The 19,323-nt window shown below is 68.7% G+C and carries 18 protein-coding genes and 1 tRNA gene; 2 read left to right on the top strand and 17 right to left on the bottom strand.

All coding sequences use genetic code 11. The features are described 5' to 3' along the window. Positions 1-48: 48 nt before the first annotated feature. The 7 genes from G7071_RS13445 to G7071_RS13420 all read right to left on the bottom strand — a co-directional run bounded on the left by G7071_RS13445 (position 49) and on the right by G7071_RS13420 (position 5,745). Positions 49-768 carry an ABC transporter ATP-binding protein gene (locus tag G7071_RS13445; protein WP_166319578.1) on the bottom strand — a complete coding sequence of 240 codons (720 nt, stop codon included), beginning with the start codon at positions 766-768 and terminating at the stop codon, positions 49-51. Further along, on the bottom strand, positions 758-1,582 hold the full coding sequence (locus tag G7071_RS13440; RefSeq protein ID WP_206062812.1) for an ABC transporter ATP-binding protein: 825 nt from the start codon (positions 1,580-1,582) through the stop codon (positions 758-760). Before G7071_RS13440 ends, G7071_RS13445 begins: the two co-directional genes overlap by 11 nt. Further along, complete coding sequence (locus tag G7071_RS13435) at positions 1,575-2,723, bottom strand: branched-chain amino acid ABC transporter permease (RefSeq protein WP_166319576.1); 1,149 nt, start codon at positions 2,721-2,723, stop codon at positions 1,575-1,577. The genes G7071_RS13440 and G7071_RS13435 overlap by 8 nt, the downstream gene beginning before the upstream one ends. Then, positions 2,720-3,331: a branched-chain amino acid ABC transporter permease gene (locus tag G7071_RS13430; RefSeq protein WP_246210005.1), complete on the bottom strand. Its 612-nt coding sequence runs from the start codon at positions 3,329-3,331 to the stop codon at positions 2,720-2,722. The genes G7071_RS13435 and G7071_RS13430 overlap by 4 nt, the downstream gene beginning before the upstream one ends. Positions 3,332-3,378: 47 nt before the next feature. Next, positions 3,379-3,714, bottom strand: coding sequence for an ABC transporter permease subunit (locus G7071_RS19355; protein WP_246210003.1), 336 nt, complete (start codon positions 3,712-3,714; stop codon positions 3,379-3,381). Positions 3,715-3,809: 95 nt separating this feature from the next. Continuing rightward, a complete protein-coding gene (locus G7071_RS13425; protein ID WP_166319574.1) occupies positions 3,810-4,970 on the bottom strand; it encodes a branched-chain amino acid ABC transporter substrate-binding protein in 1,161 nt (386 codons plus the stop codon). A gap of 148 nt (positions 4,971-5,118) precedes the next feature. Continuing rightward, positions 5,119-5,745, bottom strand: a complete 627-nt coding sequence (locus G7071_RS13420) for an ANTAR domain-containing response regulator (RefSeq protein ID WP_166319572.1) — start codon at positions 5,743-5,745, stop codon at positions 5,119-5,121. 39 nt (positions 5,746-5,784) lie between these two features. On the opposite strand from G7071_RS13420, the gene G7071_RS13415 reads away from it, so the two are divergent. Both G7071_RS13415 and G7071_RS13410 read left to right on the top strand, forming a co-directional pair. Continuing rightward, positions 5,785-5,867, top strand: a tRNA-Leu gene (locus tag G7071_RS13415). A gap of 259 nt (positions 5,868-6,126) precedes the next feature. Then, on the top strand, positions 6,127-6,678 hold the full coding sequence (locus tag G7071_RS13410; protein WP_246210001.1) for a transcriptional regulator: 552 nt from the start codon (positions 6,127-6,129) through the stop codon (positions 6,676-6,678). On the opposite strand, the gene pyk is transcribed toward G7071_RS13410, so the two are convergent. The 10 genes from pyk to G7071_RS13360 form a co-directional block, all read right to left on the bottom strand. After that, the gene (pyk, locus tag G7071_RS13405; RefSeq protein ID WP_166319568.1) at positions 6,679-8,127 is read right to left on the bottom strand and encodes a pyruvate kinase; all 1,449 of its coding nucleotides are present in this window, start codon (positions 8,125-8,127) and stop codon (positions 6,679-6,681) included. It abuts the gene before it with no gap. A gap of 53 nt (positions 8,128-8,180) precedes the next feature. After that, complete coding sequence (locus G7071_RS13400; RefSeq protein WP_166319566.1) at positions 8,181-9,638, bottom strand: glutamate synthase subunit beta; 1,458 nt, start codon at positions 9,636-9,638, stop codon at positions 8,181-8,183. Further along, positions 9,631-14,223 carry a glutamate synthase large subunit gene (gene gltB, locus G7071_RS13395; protein ID WP_166319564.1) on the bottom strand — a complete coding sequence of 1,531 codons (4,593 nt, stop codon included), beginning with the start codon at positions 14,221-14,223 and terminating at the stop codon, positions 9,631-9,633. The genes G7071_RS13400 and gltB overlap by 8 nt, the downstream gene beginning before the upstream one ends. 141 nt (positions 14,224-14,364) lie before the next feature. Next, complete coding sequence (gene lgt, locus G7071_RS13390) at positions 14,365-15,234, bottom strand: prolipoprotein diacylglyceryl transferase (protein WP_166319562.1); 870 nt, start codon at positions 15,232-15,234, stop codon at positions 14,365-14,367. Continuing rightward, a complete protein-coding gene (locus G7071_RS13385; protein ID WP_246209999.1) occupies positions 15,234-15,839 on the bottom strand; it encodes an SCO family protein in 606 nt (201 codons plus the stop codon). Before G7071_RS13385 ends, lgt begins: the two co-directional genes overlap by 1 nt. Beyond that, on the bottom strand, positions 15,832-16,629 hold the full coding sequence (trpA, locus tag G7071_RS13380; RefSeq protein WP_166319560.1) for a tryptophan synthase subunit alpha: 798 nt from the start codon (positions 16,627-16,629) through the stop codon (positions 15,832-15,834). Before trpA ends, G7071_RS13385 begins: the two co-directional genes overlap by 8 nt. Further along, positions 16,626-17,891, bottom strand: coding sequence for a tryptophan synthase subunit beta (gene trpB / locus G7071_RS13375; protein WP_166319558.1), 1,266 nt, complete (start codon positions 17,889-17,891; stop codon positions 16,626-16,628). The genes trpA and trpB overlap by 4 nt, the downstream gene beginning before the upstream one ends. Next, the gene (gene trpC, locus G7071_RS13370; RefSeq protein ID WP_166319556.1) at positions 17,888-18,667 is read right to left on the bottom strand and encodes an indole-3-glycerol phosphate synthase TrpC; all 780 of its coding nucleotides are present in this window, start codon (positions 18,665-18,667) and stop codon (positions 17,888-17,890) included. The genes trpB and trpC overlap by 4 nt, the downstream gene beginning before the upstream one ends. Before the next feature lie 43 nt (positions 18,668-18,710). Next, on the bottom strand, positions 18,711-19,115 hold the full coding sequence (locus G7071_RS13365) for a DUF2752 domain-containing protein (RefSeq protein ID WP_166319554.1): 405 nt from the start codon (positions 19,113-19,115) through the stop codon (positions 18,711-18,713). 7 nt (positions 19,116-19,122) lie between these two features. After that, positions 19,123-19,323, bottom strand: coding sequence for an HGxxPAAW family protein (locus tag G7071_RS13360; protein ID WP_166319552.1), 201 nt, complete (start codon positions 19,321-19,323; stop codon positions 19,123-19,125).

The raw sequence follows: 19,323 nt of genomic DNA, 5'->3' as shown, positions 1-19,323 counted from the left end.
GCTCCTTCCAGGAGCCGGGCCGTCGTGCGTCGTAGGTGTCGCTGCGCCTCAGACGTCTCCACCGAGGTAGGCGGCGCGCACCGAATCGTCGCCGGCGAGCTCGGCACCGGTCCCAGAGCGGACGATCTCCCCGGTCTCGAGGATGTGCGCGGTGTCGGCCCGCTTGAGCGCCTGCGCGGCGTTCTGCTCCACCAGCAGCACCGTGGTGCCCTGCGCGTTGATCTCCCCGATGATCGAGAAGATCTGCTGGATGAACTTGGGCGCGAGTCCCATCGACGGTTCGTCCAGGAGCACGAGTCTCGGCTTCGCCATCAGCGCGCGTCCGATGGCCAGCATCTGCTGCTCACCGCCCGACATGGTGCCGGCCTGCTGGTTGGCGCGCTCCTTGAGCCGCGGGAACAGCTCGTAGACCCGCTCGAGGTCCTTGGCGTAGGCAGCACTGCGCGCGTCCTTGCGGACGAAGGCACCCATGTCCAGGTTCTCGCGCACCGTCATGCCGGGGAAACAACCTCGACCTTCGGGTGACTGCGAGAGCCCGAGCTTCACCCGGTCGTAGGGCGCCAGCTGCGTGATGTCCTTGCCCTCGAAGAGGATTCGACCCTCACGCACCTTGCGCAGGCCCGAGATCGTCTTCAGGGTGGTGGTCTTGCCGGCACCGTTGGCGCCGATCAGGGTGGTGATGCTGCCCTCCTCGACGCCGAACGTGATGTCACGGATGGCCTCGATGTGCCCGTAGTTGACGCACAGGCCCTCGACCTCAAGAAGCATCTTCTTCATCCACTCCCAGGTAGGCGGCGATGACCGCCGGGTTGTCTCGGATCTCGGCAGGAGCGCCGTCGGCGATCTTCTTGCCGAACTCGAGCACCACGATCCGGTCCGTGACGCCCATGACCAGCTTCATGTCGTGCTCGATCAGCAGGACGGTGTAGCCCTGGTCGCGCACCCGGCGGATCAGGTCCATGAGCTGGACCTTCTCGGCCGGGTTGAAGCCGGCTGCCGGCTCGTCGAGGCAGATCAGTTTGGGATTGGTGGCCATCGCTCGGGCGATCTCGAGACGCCGCTGGTCACCGTAGGACAGGTTGGCCGCCAGCTCGTCGGCCCGCTTGGTCAGGCCCATGAACTTCAACAGCTCCATCGCCCGCTCATGCCCCTCGCGTTCTTCGCGACGGTGCTTGGGCAGCCGGAACAGTGCGCTGGCCATGCCGGTGGAGTGCTGCGCGTCCGCGCCCACCAGGACGTTCTCCAGCGCTGTCATCTGGCGGAAGAGGCGGATGTTCTGGAACGTCCGGGCGATGCCGAGCTTGGTGATCTCGAAGCGCTTGCGGCCGGCGATGGAGTCGCCCAGGAAGCGGATGTCACCACTGGTCGGACCGTAGATACCGGTGATCGCGTTGAAGCAGGTGGTCTTCCCGGCCCCGTTGGGACCGATCAGCCCGAGGATCTCGCCTTCCTCGATGTGGAACGTGACGTCGTCGAGCGCTGTCAGCCCGCCGAACTTCAAGGTCAACGAGTCGATCTCCAGGACCCGGCGACGCTCGGCGCCCGACGTGGTTCTGGTTGAGGTGGTGGTGTCGTCAGACACGGGAGGTCTCCTCTCCGTCAGCGCCCTCTTCGAGAGCCTCGATCTCCGCCTCGACCTGCTTGGCCCGCACGGTTCGGCGCGGTGGTAGCAGGCCCTCGGACCGGAAGATGGCCAGCAGCATCAGCGCGGCACCGAACACCAGGACGCGGAAGTCGGTGAACTCGCGGAACCGTTCAGGCAGGTAGGCGACGACGAAGGCTCCGACGAGGACACCCCAGCGGTTGCCCTGACCACCGATGACGACGGCCGCCAGGAACATGATCGAGTAGAGCAGCAGGAACGAGAGCGGGTTGATGAAGGACTGACGGCTGGCGTAGAGCGCGCCGGCCAGGCCACCGATGAAGGCACCGGTGGCGAAGGCGAGCAGCTTGAACCGGAAGGTCGGGACCCCCATCAGCTCAGCGGCGTCCTCGTCCTCGCGCGATGCCTCCCAGGCCCTCCCGACCCGGCTGTCCTTGATCAGCCGGTCGGCGAACAGCACCAGGATGACGACGGTGAGGCCCATCCAGTAGTACGGGATCTGGTCGAGCACCCCGAACTCGATGAACTTGGTGGTGTCGTTGAAGTCGAGCAACGGCGTCCCGCTGTCCCAGTTGAGGTGGGGGATCTCGAAGAGGTCGATGCCTGGTGGACGAGCGATGTTGTTGATCCCCTTGGCCGCACCCAACCACTCGGTGTTGACCGCGATCAGTCGGATGATCTCACCGAACCCGAGGGTCACGATGGCCAGGTAGTCACCACGAACGCGCAGCGTCGGCCAACCCAGGAGGATGCCGGAGATGGTGGACGCGAGCACGGCCATCGGCAGGGCCAGCAGCAACGGCCAGTTGGCGTGGAAGGTGGTGAGGATCGCTGCGGTGTAGGCACCGACGGCGTAGAACCCGACGTAGCCCAGGTCGAGCAGACCGGCGTAGCCCACCACGATGTTCAGCCCCAGGGCGACGATGCAGTAGATCGTGACCGTGAACAGCACCCCTCCGAAGTCCGTGCCCGGAGGGGAGATGAAGGGTGGCTCCAGCAGGGGCAGCGCGTAGGCAAACAGGGCGAGCAAGATCCACAGAGCGATCTTGACCGGCTTGGGCAGTGCGGCGACCTTGTCGCCGAAGCTCGTGATGCCCTTGAGGGGCGATGTCTTGCTCATGCGCGGGCCTTTCCGAGCGACTCTCCCAGGAGACCGGAGGGCCGGAACAGCAGGATGACGACCAGGATGACGAAGGCCACCACGTCGCGCCACTCGGTGCCGAACAGGGCGGAGCCCCAGTTCTCCGCGACCCCGAGGATCAGCCCGCCGAGGAGGGCACCACGCAGGTTGCCGATGCCACCGAGGACGGCGGCGGTGAAGGCCTTGACCCCCAGCAGGAAGCCGACGTCGAACTTCGTGGTCTCGATCTTCAGCATGTAGAGGAAGGCGGCCGCACCGGCCATCAACCCTCCGAGGAGGAACGTCAGCTGGACCGATCGGGTGGCGTTGACACCCATCAGCGCGGCGGTCTCGGGGTCCTGGGCGGTCGCCCTGATCCCGCGGCCCATCTTGGAGCGGCGGACGAACTGGTCCAGGATCACCATCATCGCGATGGCGGAGACGATGACGAGGACGTCGACCGACGTCAGCTGGTAGTCACCGATGCGGAAGAGCTTCTTGTTGTCGAGCACCTCGGGCATGCTGCGGTTGATCCGCGCACCACTGACGTAGCGAGCCAGCTCCCCGTCGAGCCCGAGCCAGCCAGCGACGCGGTCGCGCAGACCCATCAGCTCGGCCAGGACGAAGGACGCACCGATGGCGGAGATCAGGGCGATCAGCCGGGGGCGTTGCGCTTGAGCAGCGGACGATAGGCGACCCGCTCGAGCACGAGCGCGATCGTCGCGGACATGGCCATGGCTGCCAGCAGTGCGAGCAGCAGCACGCCGATGCCCTTGATCGTGCTGACGTTGCTGTCGCCGACCATGAACATCGTGGTCCACAGCGCTGCGAAGGTGCCATACATGAACACCTCGGAGTGGGCGAAGTTGATCAGCTGGAGCACGCCGTAGACCATCGTGTAGCCCAGCGCGATCAGGGCATAGATGGAGCCGAAGGCCAGACCGGTGACGGTCAGCTCCGCGAAGTTGTTGAACAAGAAGTCGAAGTTCACCAGGCCTCCTGGGCCCCTAGGTTCGGACAGGGTTGCGGCCGGGGGGTTCGCCCCCGGCCGCAACCAATCACACTCGTTGTTCTAGTGAGTCAGCGTCACATGATCTCGGTGTCGGAGACGATCTCGCCACCCTCGACCTTGTAGGCGTAGACGTGGACGTCGGCCGGCTCGCCGGCCTCGTCGAAGGACAGCTGCTTGGTCACGCCGGCCTCGTCGTAGTCGTTGACGAAGGCGAGCATGTCCTCGCGGGTGTCGATGCCCTCGGCGATGCCGTCGAGGAAGATCGTCGCGGCGTCGTAGGCCTCGGCGGCGTAGGTGCCCGGTGCCTCACCGAACTCCTCCTCGTAGGCAGCTGCGAAGTCGGCCACGGCCGGGTCCTCGGCGGGGATGCAGGGGCAGGTGATGATGGTGCCCTCAGCGGACTTGCCGGCACCGTCGAGGTAGCCGGGGTCCTTGACGCCGTCGGCGACCACGAAGTCACCCTCGAAGCCGCTGTCGCGCAGCTGGCGCACGATCAGCGCCGCCTCGGCGTAGTAGCCACCGAAGAAGACCGCGTCGGCCTTGGACGAACGAACCTTCGTCACCGTCGCGCCGAAGTCGGTCTGGCCGGCCTGGATGGTGTCGGTGTCGACGACCGCGTCGCCGAGGTCCTCCTCGACGATGCCGGCAAGGCCGGCGCCGTACTCGGAGGCGTCGTCGATCACGAAGACGGCCTTGGCGCCGATGGTGTCCTGGATGTACTTCGCAGCGGCCGGACCCTGGGTGGCGTCGTTGCCGAGGGCGCGGTGGAAGGTGTCCCACCCGTTCTCGGACAGCGCCGGGTTGGTGGCCGAGGGGCTGACGGTCGGCAGACCGGCCTCGGCGAAGATCGGACCAGCAGCGGCGGACTCACCGGAGAACGCCGGCCCGACGATGCCGATGATGGCCTCGTTGCCGGCGGCTTCGGTCGCGAGCGACGGGGCCTGGTCGGGGCTTCCCTGCGAGTCGATCTGCTCGTAGGCGACCTCGCACTCGGCGTCGGCGTTGTACTGGTCGATCGCCAGCTGGGCACCGTTGATGATCGGCGCGCCGAGACCGGCAGCGGGGCCGGTCTGCGGGCCGAAGAACGCGAGCGTCAGGTCGCAGGCAGCGCTGCCGCTGTCGCTGTCACTTCCGCCCTCGTTCGAGTCCTCGGTGGTGCCACAGGCACTCAGCGTCAACCCCGCCGTAGCGATGAGCGCAATCACTGCGCGCTTGGGCCTCGTGGTTCGCAACATTGGTCCTCCGTTGTAGCAAGTCGGGACGTGCAGGCACCCGATGTGGGTCGGGTCAGCGGAAACCTAGCACCCTCGATGTGTGGTGGATCACCTTTGTGGGGGCATGTTTGCGGACGTGACGCATTTGTGACTCAACCGTGTCCACGAATCAGGTGGGATTTCCGGCAGTCGGGCCGTGTTCCACAACTCCTTCGGCCACCTGCCGCATGGACAGGCGAAGATCCATCGCTGTCTTCTGGATCCACCGGAAGGCTTCCGGTTCGCTCAGGCCGAGCTGCGCCTGCAGCACGCTCTTGGCGCGCTCGACGACCTTGCGGGTGGCCAGGGACTCCTGGAGGTCGGCGACCTCGCGTTCGAGGACCATCACCTCCTCGAAGCGGCTGAGCGCCATCTCGATGGCGGGCACGAGGTCGGTCGGCGAGAAGGGCTTGACGAGATAGGCCATGGCGCCGGCGTCGCGCGCCCGCTCGACGAGCTCTCGCTGCGAGAAGGCGGTGAGGATGACGACCGGGGCGATGCGCTCGCCGGCGATCAGCTCCGCCGCCGCGATCCCGTCGAGGACGGGCATCTTCACGTCCAGGATGACCAGGTCGGGCCGGTGCTCGCGGGCCAGCTCGACGGCCTTCTGCCCGTCGCCGGCCTGGCCGACGACGTCGTATCCCTCCTCGGCCAGCATCTCGGCCAGGTCCATCCGGATCAGGGCCTCGTCCTCGGCGATCACGACGCGGCGAGGAGACGTGTCGTCCCGGGTGCGCTCGGTGGCAGGCTCGGTCACGGGGCCAAGGCTAGTCGGGTACGGTTTCCTCGCTCCCCAGCCGGGTTGGCGGAATGGCAGACGCGATGGTCTCAAACACCATTGTCCGAAAGGGCGTGTGGGTTCGAATCCCACACCCGGCACACGAATGTCGGTGCTGACCATGATGCTCGGGACATGCACGTTCGCCCTCAATCCGTTGTCGACAGTGCTCTGGTTGCGTCCGCTGGGGGCATGTCAGATGCCGACAACGCGCGCCGCCACGAGGTATCTGTCAAGACGATCCGCCGATGGCGACGTCTCTATCAACGTCGTGGGCTGCAGCGCGGCCAGCAGCACCTCGCACCCCCGTGTCCCCGTTGCGATGGCGGTCCTCTGCCTCCAGCCGCATACAGCGAGCTCTTGGGCTGGTACCTCGGGGACGGATACATCTCCACGGGCCGGCGAGGTGTCTACAACCTGCACATCTACAACGACCGGCAGTATGAGCAGCTCAACGTCGGCATTCTCGTACTGATGCGGGCGGTCAAACCGGGCTCTCGACCACACGTGCGACTGGTGCCTGGCACTGTCGTCTCGACCGTGTCCTGGAAACACTGGCCCTGCCTCTTCCCCCAGCACGGACCAGGTCGCAAGCACGAGCGTCCGATCCTGCTGGAGGAGTGGCAGGAGGAGATCGTCACGGCCTTCCCCGGCGACTTCCTCCGCGGTCTCTTCCACTCCGACGGCTGCCGCGCCAACAACTGGACCACCCGCGTCGTCGCTGGGAAGAGGCGGAGATACGACTACCCCCGCTGGCAGTTCAGCAATCGCTCGGCGGACATCCGCGAGCTGTGCTGCTGGGCGCTCGACCTGGTCGGCGTGCCATGGCGAGAGTCTGGACCGTGGACGATCTCGGTGTCGCGGCGCGAGGGCGTCGCCATGCTCGACGACCTGGTCGGGAAGAAGTCGTGATCAACCCAGGCGGCGGTAGGCGGGCGCGACGCCGTTGATCGCGTCTCCCATCCGGTGGATGCGCAGGGCGTTGGTCGACCCGGGGATGCCGGGCGGGCTGCCGGCGATGATGACCACCAGGTCGCCCTGCTCGACCCGGCCGATGGCGAGCAGCGCCTCGTCCACCTGCCTCACCATCTCGTCGGTGTGCTCGACCTCGGCGCCCTGGAAGGTCTCGACGCCCCACGTCAGGGAGAGCTGCGAACGCGTCCGCGCCTCCGGCGTGAAGGCCAGGATCGGGATCGGCCCGCGATAGCGCGAGAGGCGGCGCGCCGAGTCGCCGGACTGGGTGAACGCGACGAGGAACTTGGCGCCCACGGCATCCGCCACGCCGGCCGCGGCCTTCGCGATGATTCCGCCGCGGGTGTGCGGCTCCCAGCTCACCGCAGCCATGTGGCTCAGGCCGTTCTGCTCGGTCGAGACCACGATCCGCGCCATGGTCTGCACGGCCACGATGGGGTGCTCCCCCACGCTCGTCTCTCCGGAGAGCATGACGGCGTCGGCGCCGTCGAGCACCGCGTTGGCCACGTCACTCGCCTCGGCACGCGTGGGCGCCGGGGCGGTGATCATCGACTCCAGCATCTGGGTCGCCACGATGACCGGCTTGGCGTTGCGCCGCGCCTTGTCGATGATGAGCTTCTGGTGGATCGGCACGTCCTCGAGCGGGCACTCCACGCCCAGGTCGCCGCGCGCCACCATGACGCCGTCGAAGGCCGAGACGATCTCGTCGATGGCCTCGATGGCCTGGGGCTTCTCGATCTTGGCGATCACCGGGACGAAGATGTCCTCCTCGCGCATGATCGCCCGCACGTCCTCCGCGTCGTTGGCGCTCCGGACGAAGCTGAGGGCGACGAAGTCGACCCCGGTGCGCAGGGCCCAGCGCAGGTCGGCAGTGTCCTTCTCCGACAGTGCAGGGACCGACACCGCGACACCCGGCAGGTTGATCCCCTTGTGGTCGGAGACCTTGCCGCCCACGACGACCTCGGTCCGGACGTCGCGGCCGTCGACCTCGAGCACGCGGAGCCTGACCTTGCCGTCGTCGATCAGCAGGGGGTCTCCGGGCGCGACGTCGCCCGGCAGGCCGTCGTACGTCGTCGAGCACTCGGTCTCGTCGCCTGCGACGTCGCGAGTGGTGATCGTGAAGGTGGCACCCGTCTCGAGCCGCACCGGACCGTCGGCGAACTCCCCCAGCCGGATCTTGGGGCCCTGGAGGTCGGCGAAGATGCCGACACCGTGACCCGACTCGTCGCTCGCCCGGCGGACCAGGCGATAGAGCCGCTCGTGCTCGGCATGGTCGCCGTGGCTCATGTTGAGCCGCGCGACGTCCATCCCACTGTCCACCAGCTCACGGATGCGCTCCGGCGTGGCGACCGCTGGGCCGAGGGTGCAGACGATCTTGGCTCTACGCACCCTGTGAGCCTAGCGGGACATTGATCGTTCCAATCACCAATGCCCCGCGAAGCTCAGACGACGAGCGGACGTTCGTGAGGCTTGATCGGGACCGGCAGGTTGGTCGACCCGGTCAGGTAGGCGTCGACGCCTGCCGCGGCGGCCCGACCCTCGGCGATCGCCCACACGATGAGCGACTGTCCGCGGCCCACGTCGCCCGCGACGAACACGCCGTCGACGGACGAGGCGTAGCTGTCGCTGCGCTTGACGTTGCCGCGGTCGTCGAGGTCGACGCCGAGCTGTTCGATCAGGCCGGGCTTCTCCGGACCGGTGAACCCCATGGCGAAGAGCACCAGCTGGGCCGGGATGTCACGCTGCGTGCCCTCGATCGGAGCGAACTTGGAGTCCACCTCCACCAGGCGCAGGCCCGAGACGTTGCCCTCGCCGTCGGCGAGGAACTCCTGGGTGGACACGGCATAGACGCGCTCACCACCCTCCTCGTGGGCCGAGGAGACCCGGAAGGTCATGGGGTATGTCGGCCACGGTTGTCCTGCCGGGCGGGACTCGGACGGCTGGGGCATGATCTCCAGCTGGGTCACCGAGCGTGCCCCCTGCCGGATGGAGGTCCCGAGGCAGTCCGCACCGGTGTCGCCGCCGCCGATGATGACGACGTCCTTGTCGGTGGCCAGGATCTGGCCCTCGACCGTCTCCCCCAGTGCCACCCGGTTGGCCTGCGGCAGGAACTCCATGGCCTGGTGGATCCCTGCGAGCTCGCGACCTGGCACCGGCAGCTCGCGCGCCTCGGTGGCACCCATCGCCAGCACGACTGCGTCGTAGCGGTCCGTGAGCTGCTGGCCGGTCAGCTTGCCGCCGACGTCCACGCCTGAACGGAAGATCGTGCCCTCGCGCTTCATCTGGTCGAGGCGCCGGTCGAGGTGCTTCTTCTCCATCTTGAACTCGGGGATCCCGTAGCGCAGCAGCCCGCCGATCTTGTCGGCCCGCTCATAGACGGCCACCGTGTGGCCGGCGCGCGTGAGCTGCTGGGCCGCAGCGAGGCCGGCCGGACCCGAGCCGATGACGGCCACGGTCTTGCCCGAGAGCCACTCGGGCGGTTGTGGACGGACGTAGCCCGACTCCCAGGCACGGTCGATGATCGAGACCTCGACGTTCTTGATGGTCACCGGGTCCTGGTTGATGCCCAGCACGCAGGCGGTCTCGCACGGCGCCGGGCAGAGACGGCCGGTGAACTCGGGGAAGTTGTTGGTCGCGTGGAGACGCTCGATCGCACCCTCCCAGTCGTCGCGCCAGACCAGGTCGTTCCACTCCGGGATGATGTTGCCCAGCGGGCAGCCCTGGTGGCAGAACGGGATCCCGCAGTCCATGCAGCGACTCGCCTGCTGGCCGATGATCGGCAGCAGCGCCCGGCCGATGCCGTCGGGGTAGACCTCGTTCCAGTCGTGGACCCGCTCCTCGACCATCCTGCGGGTCGCGACCTGGCGACCCTCCTTCAAGAAACCCTTGGGATCAGCCATGGAGGACCTCCATAATCCGCGCGTTGGCCTGGTCTTCGTCGAGGCCCTCGGCGAGAGCGTCGGCACGAGCGTCGAGGACGCGCTTGTAGTCGCGGGGCATCACCTCGGTGAACCGCGCGAGCGCACCCTGCCAGTCGGCGACGAGCTCGGCGGCGACGGTCGATCCCGTCTCCTCCGCGTGCTCGGCCACCAGCCTCCTGAGCTGGTCGGCCGCGTCGCCGGTGACGGGGCCGAGTTCGACGAGCTCATGGTTGACCCGCCCCTCGTCGAGATCGAGCACATAGGCGCAGCCGCCCGACATGCCGGCCGCGAAGTTGCGGCCCGTCGCACCGAGGACGACGACGACACCACCTGTCATGTATTCACAGCCGTGGTCGCCCACCCCCTCGACGATCGCGGTCGCGCCGGAGTTGCGCACGCAGAACCGCTCCCCGGCCTGGCCGCGCAGGAAGATCTGCCCAGAGGTCGCCCCGTAGCCGATCGTGTTGCCGGCGATGATCTGCTGGCTCGCGTCGAAGGTCGCCTCCCGGTGGGGACGGACGACGATGCGGCCGCCGGACAGGCCCTTGCCGACATAGTCGTTGGCGTCGCCCTCCAGTCGCAGCGTCACCCCGCTCGGGACGAAGGCCCCGAACGACTGGCCGGCCGAGCCGGTCAGGGTGAAGTCGATCGTGCCGTCGGGAAGCCCGGCACCGCGGTAGCGCTTGGTCACCTCGTGACCGAGCATGGTCCCGACCGTCCGGTTGACGTTGCGGATCTGGAGCTGTGCCCGTACCGGCTCACCGTTGTCCAGCGCCGGAGCAGCCAGGGCGATCAGGTCGTTGTCGAGCGCCTTGTCCAGGGCGTGGTCCTGGGTCTTGGTGCACCGCAGGTCCTGGTCCTCGAACTGGCCGAACTCACCGTGCGGCGAGGCTTCGTAGAGGATCGGGCTGAGGTCGAGCCCGGACGCCTTCCAGTGGCCGACGGCACGCTCGATGTCGAGCGCGGAGACCTGCCCGATCGCCTCGTCGAGGGTGCGGAAGCCCAGCTGGGCCAACAGCTCGCGGACCTCTTCGGCGACGTAGTTGAAGAAGTTGACCACGTACTCGGCCTTGCCGCTGTAGCGCTCACGCAGGACGGGGTTCTGCGTGGCCACGCCCACCGGACAGGTGTCGAGGTGGCAGACCCGCATCATGATGCAGCCCGACACGACGAGCGGCGCGGTGGCGAAGCCGTACTCCTCGGCGCCGAGCAGCGCCGCGATGACGACGTCGCGCCCGGTCTTGAGCTGGCCGTCGGCCTGCACCACGATCCGGTCGCGCAGCCCGTTGAGCAGCAGCGTCTGCTGCGTCTCGGCAAGGCCGAGCTCCCAGGGGCCACCTGCGTGCTTGAGCGAGGTCAGGGGCGAGGCGCCCGTACCGCCGTCGTGGCCGGAGATGAGGACCACGTCTGCGTGTGCCTTGGAGACTCCCGCGGCCACGGTGCCGACTCCCACCTCGGAGACCAGCTTGACGTGCACTCGGGCACTCGGGTTGGCGTTCTTGAGGTCGTGGATCAGCTGGGCGAGGTCCTCGATGGAGTAGATGTCGTGGTGGGGCGGCGGACTGATGAGCCCCACACCCGGCGTGGAGTGCCGGGTCTTGGCCACCCACGGATAGACCTTGTGGCCGGGCAGCTGCCCGCCCTCGCCGGGCTTGGCACCCTGGGCCATCTTGATCTGGATGTCGTCGGCGTTGGTGAGGTATTCGCTCGTCACCCCGAACCGACCGGAGGCGACCTGCTTGATCGAGCTGCGGCGCTCCGGGTCGTAGAGGCGGTCGGCGTCCTCGCCGCCCTCGCCGGTGTTGGACTTCCCGCCGAGGCGGTTCATCGCCACCGCGAGGGTCTCGTGCGCCTCCTGGCTGATCGAGCCGTAGGACATGGCGCCGGTGCTGAACCGCTTGACGATCTCGCTGGCCGGCTCGACCTCGTCGAGGCTGATCGGCGAGCGTCCCGAGGCGCCCGCGTCCTTGAACCGGAACAGTCCGCGCAGGGTCATCAGCCGCTCCGACTGCTCATCGACGCGCGAGGTGTACTGCTTGAAGATCTCGTAGCTGCCCGTGCGGGTCGAGTGCTGTAGGCGGAAGACCGTCTCGGGGTCGAAGAGGTGCGGCTCGCCCTCGCGACGCCACTGGTATTCGCCGCCGATCTGCAGCTCGCGGTGGGCGGGAGCGATGCCGCCGCGGGGGTATGCCGACGCGTGGCGCCTGGCGACCTCCTCGGCGATCGTGTCCAGCTCGATGCCACCCAGCTTGGACGTGGTCCCGGTGAAGTACTTGTCCACCACCGACTGCGAGAGGCCGACCGCCTCGAAGATCTGGGCGCCGGTGTAGGAGGCGACGGTGGAGACGCCCATCTTGGACATCACCTTCAGCACGCCCTTGCCGAGCCCCTTGATCAGGTTGGCGACCGCCTGTTCGGGGTCGACCTTGACGTAGTAGGCCTCACGCGCGAGGTCCTCGACGGACTCCATGGCGAGATAGGGGTTGACCGCCGCGGCGCCGTAGCCGACGAGCAGGGCCACGTGGTGGACCTCCCGCACGTCACCGGCCTCGACGAGCAGGCCGACCTGGGTGCGGGTCTTCTCCCGGACCAGGTGGTGGTGCACCGCTCCGGTGAGCAGCAGGGACGGGATCGGGGCGAGCTCGGCGGTGGAGTGGCGGTCGGAGAGCACGATGACGCGTGCGCCCTCGGCGATGGCCCCGGAGACCTCGGCACAGATCTCCTCGATCCGGCGGGCCATGGCGGCTCCGCCGCCCTCGACCTCGTAGAGCCCTCGGGAGACGTGGGTGATGAACCCGGGCATGTCCCCGTCACGGTTGATGTGACGGATCTTGGCCAGGTCGTCGTTGGAGATCACCGGGAACGGCAGGACCACCTGGCGACACGACGCCGGAGCGGGCTCCAGCAGGTTGGCCTCGGGACCGATCGTGCCGTTGAGCGAGGTGACGAGCTCCTCGCGGATGGCGTCCAGTGGCGGGTTGGTGACCTGCGCGAACAGCTGGGCGAAGTAGTCGAACAGCAGCCGCGGCTTGTCGCTCAGGGCAGCGATGGGCGTGTCGGTGCCCATCGAGCCCAGCGCCTCGCCCCCCGTGTTGGCCATGGGCGTCAGCAGGATGCGCAGCTCCTCCTCGGTGTAGCCGAAGATCTGCTGGCGGCGGGTGACGGAGGCGTGCGTGTGCACGATGTGCTCGCGGTCGGGGATGTCGTCGAGATGGATCAGGCCTGCGTGCAGCCACTCGTCATAGGGGTGCTCGCTCGCCAGCTGGGTCTTGATCTCCTCGTCCTCGACGATGCGGTGCTCGTCGGTGTCGACCAGGAACATCCGGCCCGGCTTGAGCCGGCCCTTGCGGACGATCGTGGCCGGGTCGAGGTCGAGCACGCCCACCTCGGAGGCCAGCACGACGAGGCCGTCGTCGGTCACCCAGTACCGACTGGGCCGCAGGCCGTTGCGGTCGAGCACGGCGCCGATCTGGCTGCCGTCGGTGAACACGACACAGGCCGGTCCGTCCCAGGGCTCCATCATCGAGGAGTGGAACTCGTAGAAGGAGCGGCGCTTGGCGTCCATCTCGGTGTGGTTCTCCCACGCCTCGGGGATCATCATCAGCACCGAGTGCGGGAGCGAGCGCCCGCCCATGTGCAGCAGCTCGAGCACCTCGTCGAAGGACGCAGAGTCTGAGTGACCGGGCGTGCAGATCGGGTAGAGGCGCTCCAGGTCACCGGGGATGACGTCGCTCTCGAGCAGCGCTTCGCGAGCGCGCATCCAGTTGCGGTTGCCCATCACGGTGTTGATCTCGCCGTTGTGGGCGATGAACCTGAACGGGTGGGCCAGCGGCCAGCTGGGGAACGTGTTGGTGGAGAAGCGCGAGTGGACCACGGCGAGGGCGGACGTGACGCGCTCGTCGAGCAGGTCGGGGAAGAAGTTGTCCAGCTGGTCGGTGGTCAGCATCCCCTTGTAGGCGAGGGTGCGACCCGACAGCGAGGGGAAGTAGACCTCGGCCTCGTGCTCGGCACGCTTGCGCAGGCAGAAGGCGAGCCGCTCCAGCGCCATACCTGCCACGCGCTGTCCGGCGCCGGCGACGAAGAGCTGCACGAAGGTCGGCATCACGCTCTTGGCGGTGGCGCCGAGGATGTCGGGGTTGACGGGGACGTCGCGCCAGCCGAGGACGGACAGGCCCTCCTCGGCCGCGATCTGCTCGATCCTCGCCTGCGTCTTCGCCAGCGACTCCGCGTCACCCGGCACGAAGGCCGTGCCGACGGCGTAGCTGCCGGCGCCCGGGAGCTCGAAGTCCACGACGTCGCGCAGGAACACGTCCGGGACCTGGAGCAGGATGCCCGCGCCGTCCCCGGAGTTGGTCTCGGCTCCGGCGGCGCCTCGGTGGTCGAGGTTGCGCAGGGCGGTGAGTGCCTTGACCACGATGTCGTGGCTGGCCACGCCGGTCAGGGTGGCGACGAACGCCACCCCACACGCGTCGTGCTCGTGGCGGGGGTCATAGAGCCCTTGTGCCTGGGGGCCTGCAAGCAGCGGCGCGGACGCTTGGTTTGCAGGCGGTGAGAAGGCGTGCATCTGGGCTTTCTCCCGTCGTCATGCGCTGCGGGGGTGGACAAGACGGTGAGCAGCGCGGGTGGTGGCGATCGGCAGGGGACGACGTTGGCCCGAGCAGGGGGAAATCTATCACCGGCCGGCCCAACCGATGCCTCGACGTTCTCAGTCCGTAGACGACACCGGGGCGGGTTCGCGGCTGTAGACCGTCTCCTCGCGTCCTGGTCGGGCGCGCCCGGCCCACACGAAGTAGGCGGTGGCCAGGCCGAAGAGCACGATCGAGGTCCACTCGTTGAACCGCAGCCCTCCCACGTCGGCGAGCTGGACCTCGTCGATGCGAAGTGACTCGATCCACAGCCGCCCGAGGGTGTAGGTCATGACGTAGAGGGCGGCCACCCGGCCATGGCCCAGACGCCATCGCCGGTCGGCCCACACGACCACCGCGAAGGCGGCCAGGCACCACAAGGACTCGTAGAGGAACGTCGGGTGGAAGGTCTCGTGCTCGAGATAGCCCGCTGGCCGGTGGGCCTCGTCGATCTCCAGGGCCCACGGCAGGGTGGTCGGTCGACCGAAGAGCTCCTGGTTGAACCAGTTGCCCCACCGCCCGAGCGCCTGCGCGACCAGCACCCCGGGTGCCATGGCGTCGAGCACCGGCAGCAGCTTGATCCCGCGCAGGCGGGCGCCGATGACGACGCCGAGCGCCCCCATCGCGATCCCGCCCCAGACCCCGAGACCGCCACGCCACAGGTAGAGCGCGGTCACCGGGTTCTGGCCCTCGCCGAAGTAGAGCTGCCAGTCCGTGAGCACGTGATAGATCCGGGCGCCGACGATGCCGAACGGGACACCCCACAGCGCCAGGTCGCTCACCTCGCCGGAGCGTCCGCCACGCGCGACCCAGCGGCGTTCGCCGATCCAGATCGCGGCGATGATCCCGGCGATGATGCACAACGCATACGCCCGGAGCGGGAAGGGGCCGATCTCCCAGGTGCCCTGGCTCGGGCTGGGAATGCTCAGGACGGTGAGGAGCGGCTGCATCAGGCCCCTTCGCTCAGGAGGTGCTCGATGTCAGCGGCCAGCTGGGCGGACGAGACGGCCTCGCTCCAGTAGGCGATTCCCTGGTCGTCGGCGTCCACGGCGATGATCTGGGTGCCGTGGGTGACGTCGTAGCCCCCGCTGGGGAGCTTGTCGCCCTGCTCGACCGCGATCCCGAGGGGCCTGGCGACCTCGCTGATCGTGTCGAGGTCGCCGCTCACCCCGACGAAGCCGGGGTCGAAGTTGGTCGCGTAGTCCGCCGACACCGCCGGGGTGTCGCGCTGCGGGTCGGTGGTCACGAACACGACCCCGACGTCACTGCGGTCCTCCTCCGAGAGCCGCGTCATGGCCGAGGCCATGGTGGACATCACGGTGCCGCAGATGTCCGGGCAGTGGGTGTAGCCGAAGAAGACGAGGGTCAGCGGGTCGTCCGTGTCCTCGACCAGGCTGTACGGCGACTGCGAGCCGTCGACCAGCGCAGCGCCGTTCACCTCGAACGGAGGTTCCAGGAGCGTGCCGGTCATCTGGTGGCTCCCCGTGCCACCGTCGGCACAGCCGGTCAGGAGCGCGAGACCCAGCAGCAGACCCGCGGCGCGGCGCCTATCCACGCCGCACTCCCCCGGCCAGGTCCTCTGTCAGGGCTCGCAGCGCCGTGAGGCCGGCGGGCAGGTCGCCGCGGTGCTCGAGGAGGGTGCGGACGAACGCGGAACCGACGATCACGCCGTCGGCATATGCCGCGATCTCCGCGGCCTGGTCGCCGTTGCTCACGCCGAGTCCGACACCGATCGGCAGGTCCGTGGTCGCCCGGGTGCGCTCCACCAACGGGCCTGCCAGCTCGCTGGTGGTGGTGCGCGCACCAGTGACACCCATGACCGCGGTGGCATAGACGAAGCCGCGCGACGCCGCCGTGGTCATGGCGATCCGCTCAGGAGTGGAGCTCGGTGCCACCAGGAACACCTTGTCGAGCCCGTGGCGGTCGGCGGCGGCGATCCACTCGGGCGCCGAGTCCGGGGTGAGGTCGGGGGTGATCAGGCCGGCCCCGCCGGCGCTGGCGAGGTCAGCGGCGAACCGGTCGACGCCATAGCGCTCCACCGGGTTCCAGTAGGTCATCACCAGCGTCGGTGTGCCGGTCGCAGCCACGGCCTCCACGACGCGCAGCACGTCGGCCGTCCGGACCCCGCCCTCCAGCGCCTGTTGCGCGGCATCTTGGATCGTCGGCCCGTCCATCACCGGGTCGCTGTAGGGCAGCCCGATCTCGATCACGTCGCAGCCGCCGTCCACCATCACCTTCATTGCCTCGATGGAGCCGTCGACCGAGGGGAACCCGGCCGGGAGGTAGCCGACCAGTGCGGCGCGACCCTCGGCCCGAGCCTTGGCGAATGCACTGCTGGCGCTCACCGGTTGGCCTCCTCGGCGCGACCCTCGACCACGGTCTCGGGCTCGTCCTCGGGATCACCGAGGCCGAACCATTCGATCGCCGTTCCCATGTCCTTGTCGCCGCGTCCCGACAGGTTGATGATGATCGTGGCCTCGGGCCCCTTCTCCTCACCGAGCCGGCGGGCGACCTCCAGCCCTCCGGCGATCGCGTGCGCCGACTCGATGGCCGGGATGATCCCCTCGGTGCGGCTCAGCAACGCGAGCGCCTCCATGGCCTCCGCATCGGTGACGGGGGTGTAGGTCGCCCGGCCGATCGCCGCGAGGTGGGCGTGCTGCGGTCCCACGCCGGGGTAGTCGAGACCGGCCGAGATCGAGTGTGACTCGATCGTCTGGCCGTCCTCGTCCTGGAGGACGTAGGTGCGGGCGCCGTGCAGCACGCCCGCCTCGCCGGCGTGGATGGTCGCCGCGTGCCGTCCGGTCTCCACACCGTCCCCGCCGGGCTCGAAGCCGTGGATCGCCACCGACTCGTCGTCGAGGAAGGCGGTGAACAACCCGATCGCGTTCGAGCCGCCACCGACGCAGGCCCCGATGGCGTCGGGCAGGATGCCGAACTGCTCGAGGCACTGGGCCCGGGCCTCGTCCCCGATGCCACGCGTGAAGTCGCGGACCAGGCTGGGGAACGGGTGTGGGCCGGCCGCCGTACCGAACAGGTAGGCGGTGTGGTCGACGCTGGCCACCCAGTCGCGCATCGCCTCGTTGATCGCGTCCTTGAGGGTCGCGCTCCCCGACTCCACGGGGATGACCTTGGCGCCCAGCAGCTGCATGCGGGCGACGTTGAGCGCCTGGCGGCGGGTGTCGACGGCGCCCATGTAGACGGTGCAGTCCAGACCGAAGTAGGCGGCGGCCGTTGCGCTGGCGACGCCGTGCTGACCGGCACCGGTCTCGGCGATCACCCGGGTCTTGCCCATGCGGCGGGTCAAAAGCGCCTGACCGAGCACGTTGCGGATCTTGTGTGCGCCGGTGTGGTTGAGGTCCTCACGCTTGAGCAGGACCCGCGCACCGACCTTCTGCGAGAGCCGCTCGGCGTGGTAGAGCAGGCTCGGCGTGCCGGCGTATTCGCGGCAGATGAGCTCGAAGGAGTCGACGAACTCCTGGTCGGCCATCGCCTCACGCCAGGCAACGGTCAGCTCGTCCAGGGCGGCGACGAGAGCCTCGGGCATGAACCGCCCGCCCCACGAGTCGCCGAAGTAGCCACGCTCGTCGGCGTCGTACGTCGTCGTCATTCCACTCCTGTCATCGCGCGAACTGCGGCCTCGGCGTCGCCGTCCCTGACGAGCGCCTCGCCGACCAGGACGACCTGGGCGCCCTCGCGGACGAAGCGCTCGACGTCGTCGGGGCCGCTGATGCCGGACTCGGCGACCAGCACCCGGTCGTCGGGGACCAGCGGTGCGAGCCGACCGAAGGTGTCGTTGTCCACCGCGAGCGTCTTGAGGTTCCGGGCGTTGACACCGATGAGCTCGGCGCCGAGAGCGACCGCACGCTCGGTCTCGGGTTCGTCGTGCACCTCGACCAGCACGGTGAGGCCGAGCTCGCGCGCCTCGTCGTGGAGGCGGCGCAGGTCGTCGTCATCGAGCGCGGCCACGATGAGCAGCGCCATGTCGGCGCCGGCTGCGCGCGCCTCGACCAGCTGATAGCTGGTGACGATGAAGTCCTTGCGCAGGATCGGGGTCTCGACAGCCGCCCGCACGGCCCTGAGGTCGTCCAGGCTGCCGTTGAAGCGACGCTGCTCGGTCAGCACCGAGATCGCGGCTGCGCCGCCTCGTTGGTATGCCGACGCCAACCCGGCCGGGTCGGTGATCTCGGCGAGGTCGCCCTTGCTGGGGCTCTTGCGCTTCACCTCGGCGATCACGCTCGAGCCGGGACCGCGGAACGCCGGCATCGGGTCGCGGGGGGCGTCGACGTCGGCCAGCGCGGCCCGGACGTCGGCCAGCGGGGTGGTGGCCTCGCGGGCGGCGAGATCCTCGCGGACGCCGGCGACGATCTCAACGAGCACGGACATGGCCCCACCCTCTCACTGCGACCCACACCGACCGGACGGTGGTTCAAGCCGCGAGCCAGGAACCCGGCAGGTTGCGCAGGACGGTGAAGACCGAGAGCACGGCGAGCCCGCCGACCCATACCCAGGGCGCGATCCTCAGCGGCACCATCGCCTCTCCCCCGCGCCAGCAGACGACGAGGCGGCGGATCCAGAAGGCGATGATCACCGGCACCGCGAGCACCAGGAGGAGGTTGCTCGACAACGCGGCACCCACGTCGGCGTGCGTGAGGTCGTTGACCGCACGCAGTCCCCCACACAGGGGACAGTCGAGGCCCGTGACCAGGCGCGTGGGGCACACGCCCCAGCTGTTGTCGACGTGTGGGTCACGCAGCCGCAGGGCGACGGTCGCCAGGGCGACGAGCGCTCCGGCGGCGAGCGGGGGCGCGAGCCGGCGGGCCCGCGCGTTCATGACGGGCTCAGTGGTTCTCGGAGTGGAAGCCGAGCTTGGCCAAGACCAGGAATAGCGGGAAGGCGATCACGCCGAGCGCGATCCCGACCCAGAACCAGGTCATGTTCACCGGGTCACGCATCAACGCGATGCTGCCGACCAGGAACCCGATCATGGCGACGCCCACCGCTGTCCAGGCTGCCGGGGTGTTGCCGTGGTTGTCCGCCAT

Origin of the sequence: Nocardioides piscis (genome assembly GCF_011300215.1) — a bacterium.
Taxonomy (GTDB): Bacteria; Actinomycetota; Actinomycetes; order Propionibacteriales; family Nocardioidaceae; genus Nocardioides; species Nocardioides piscis.
The sequence above is the reverse complement of the archived record's forward strand: the minus strand, read 5'-3'. Positions and strand labels throughout refer to the sequence as shown.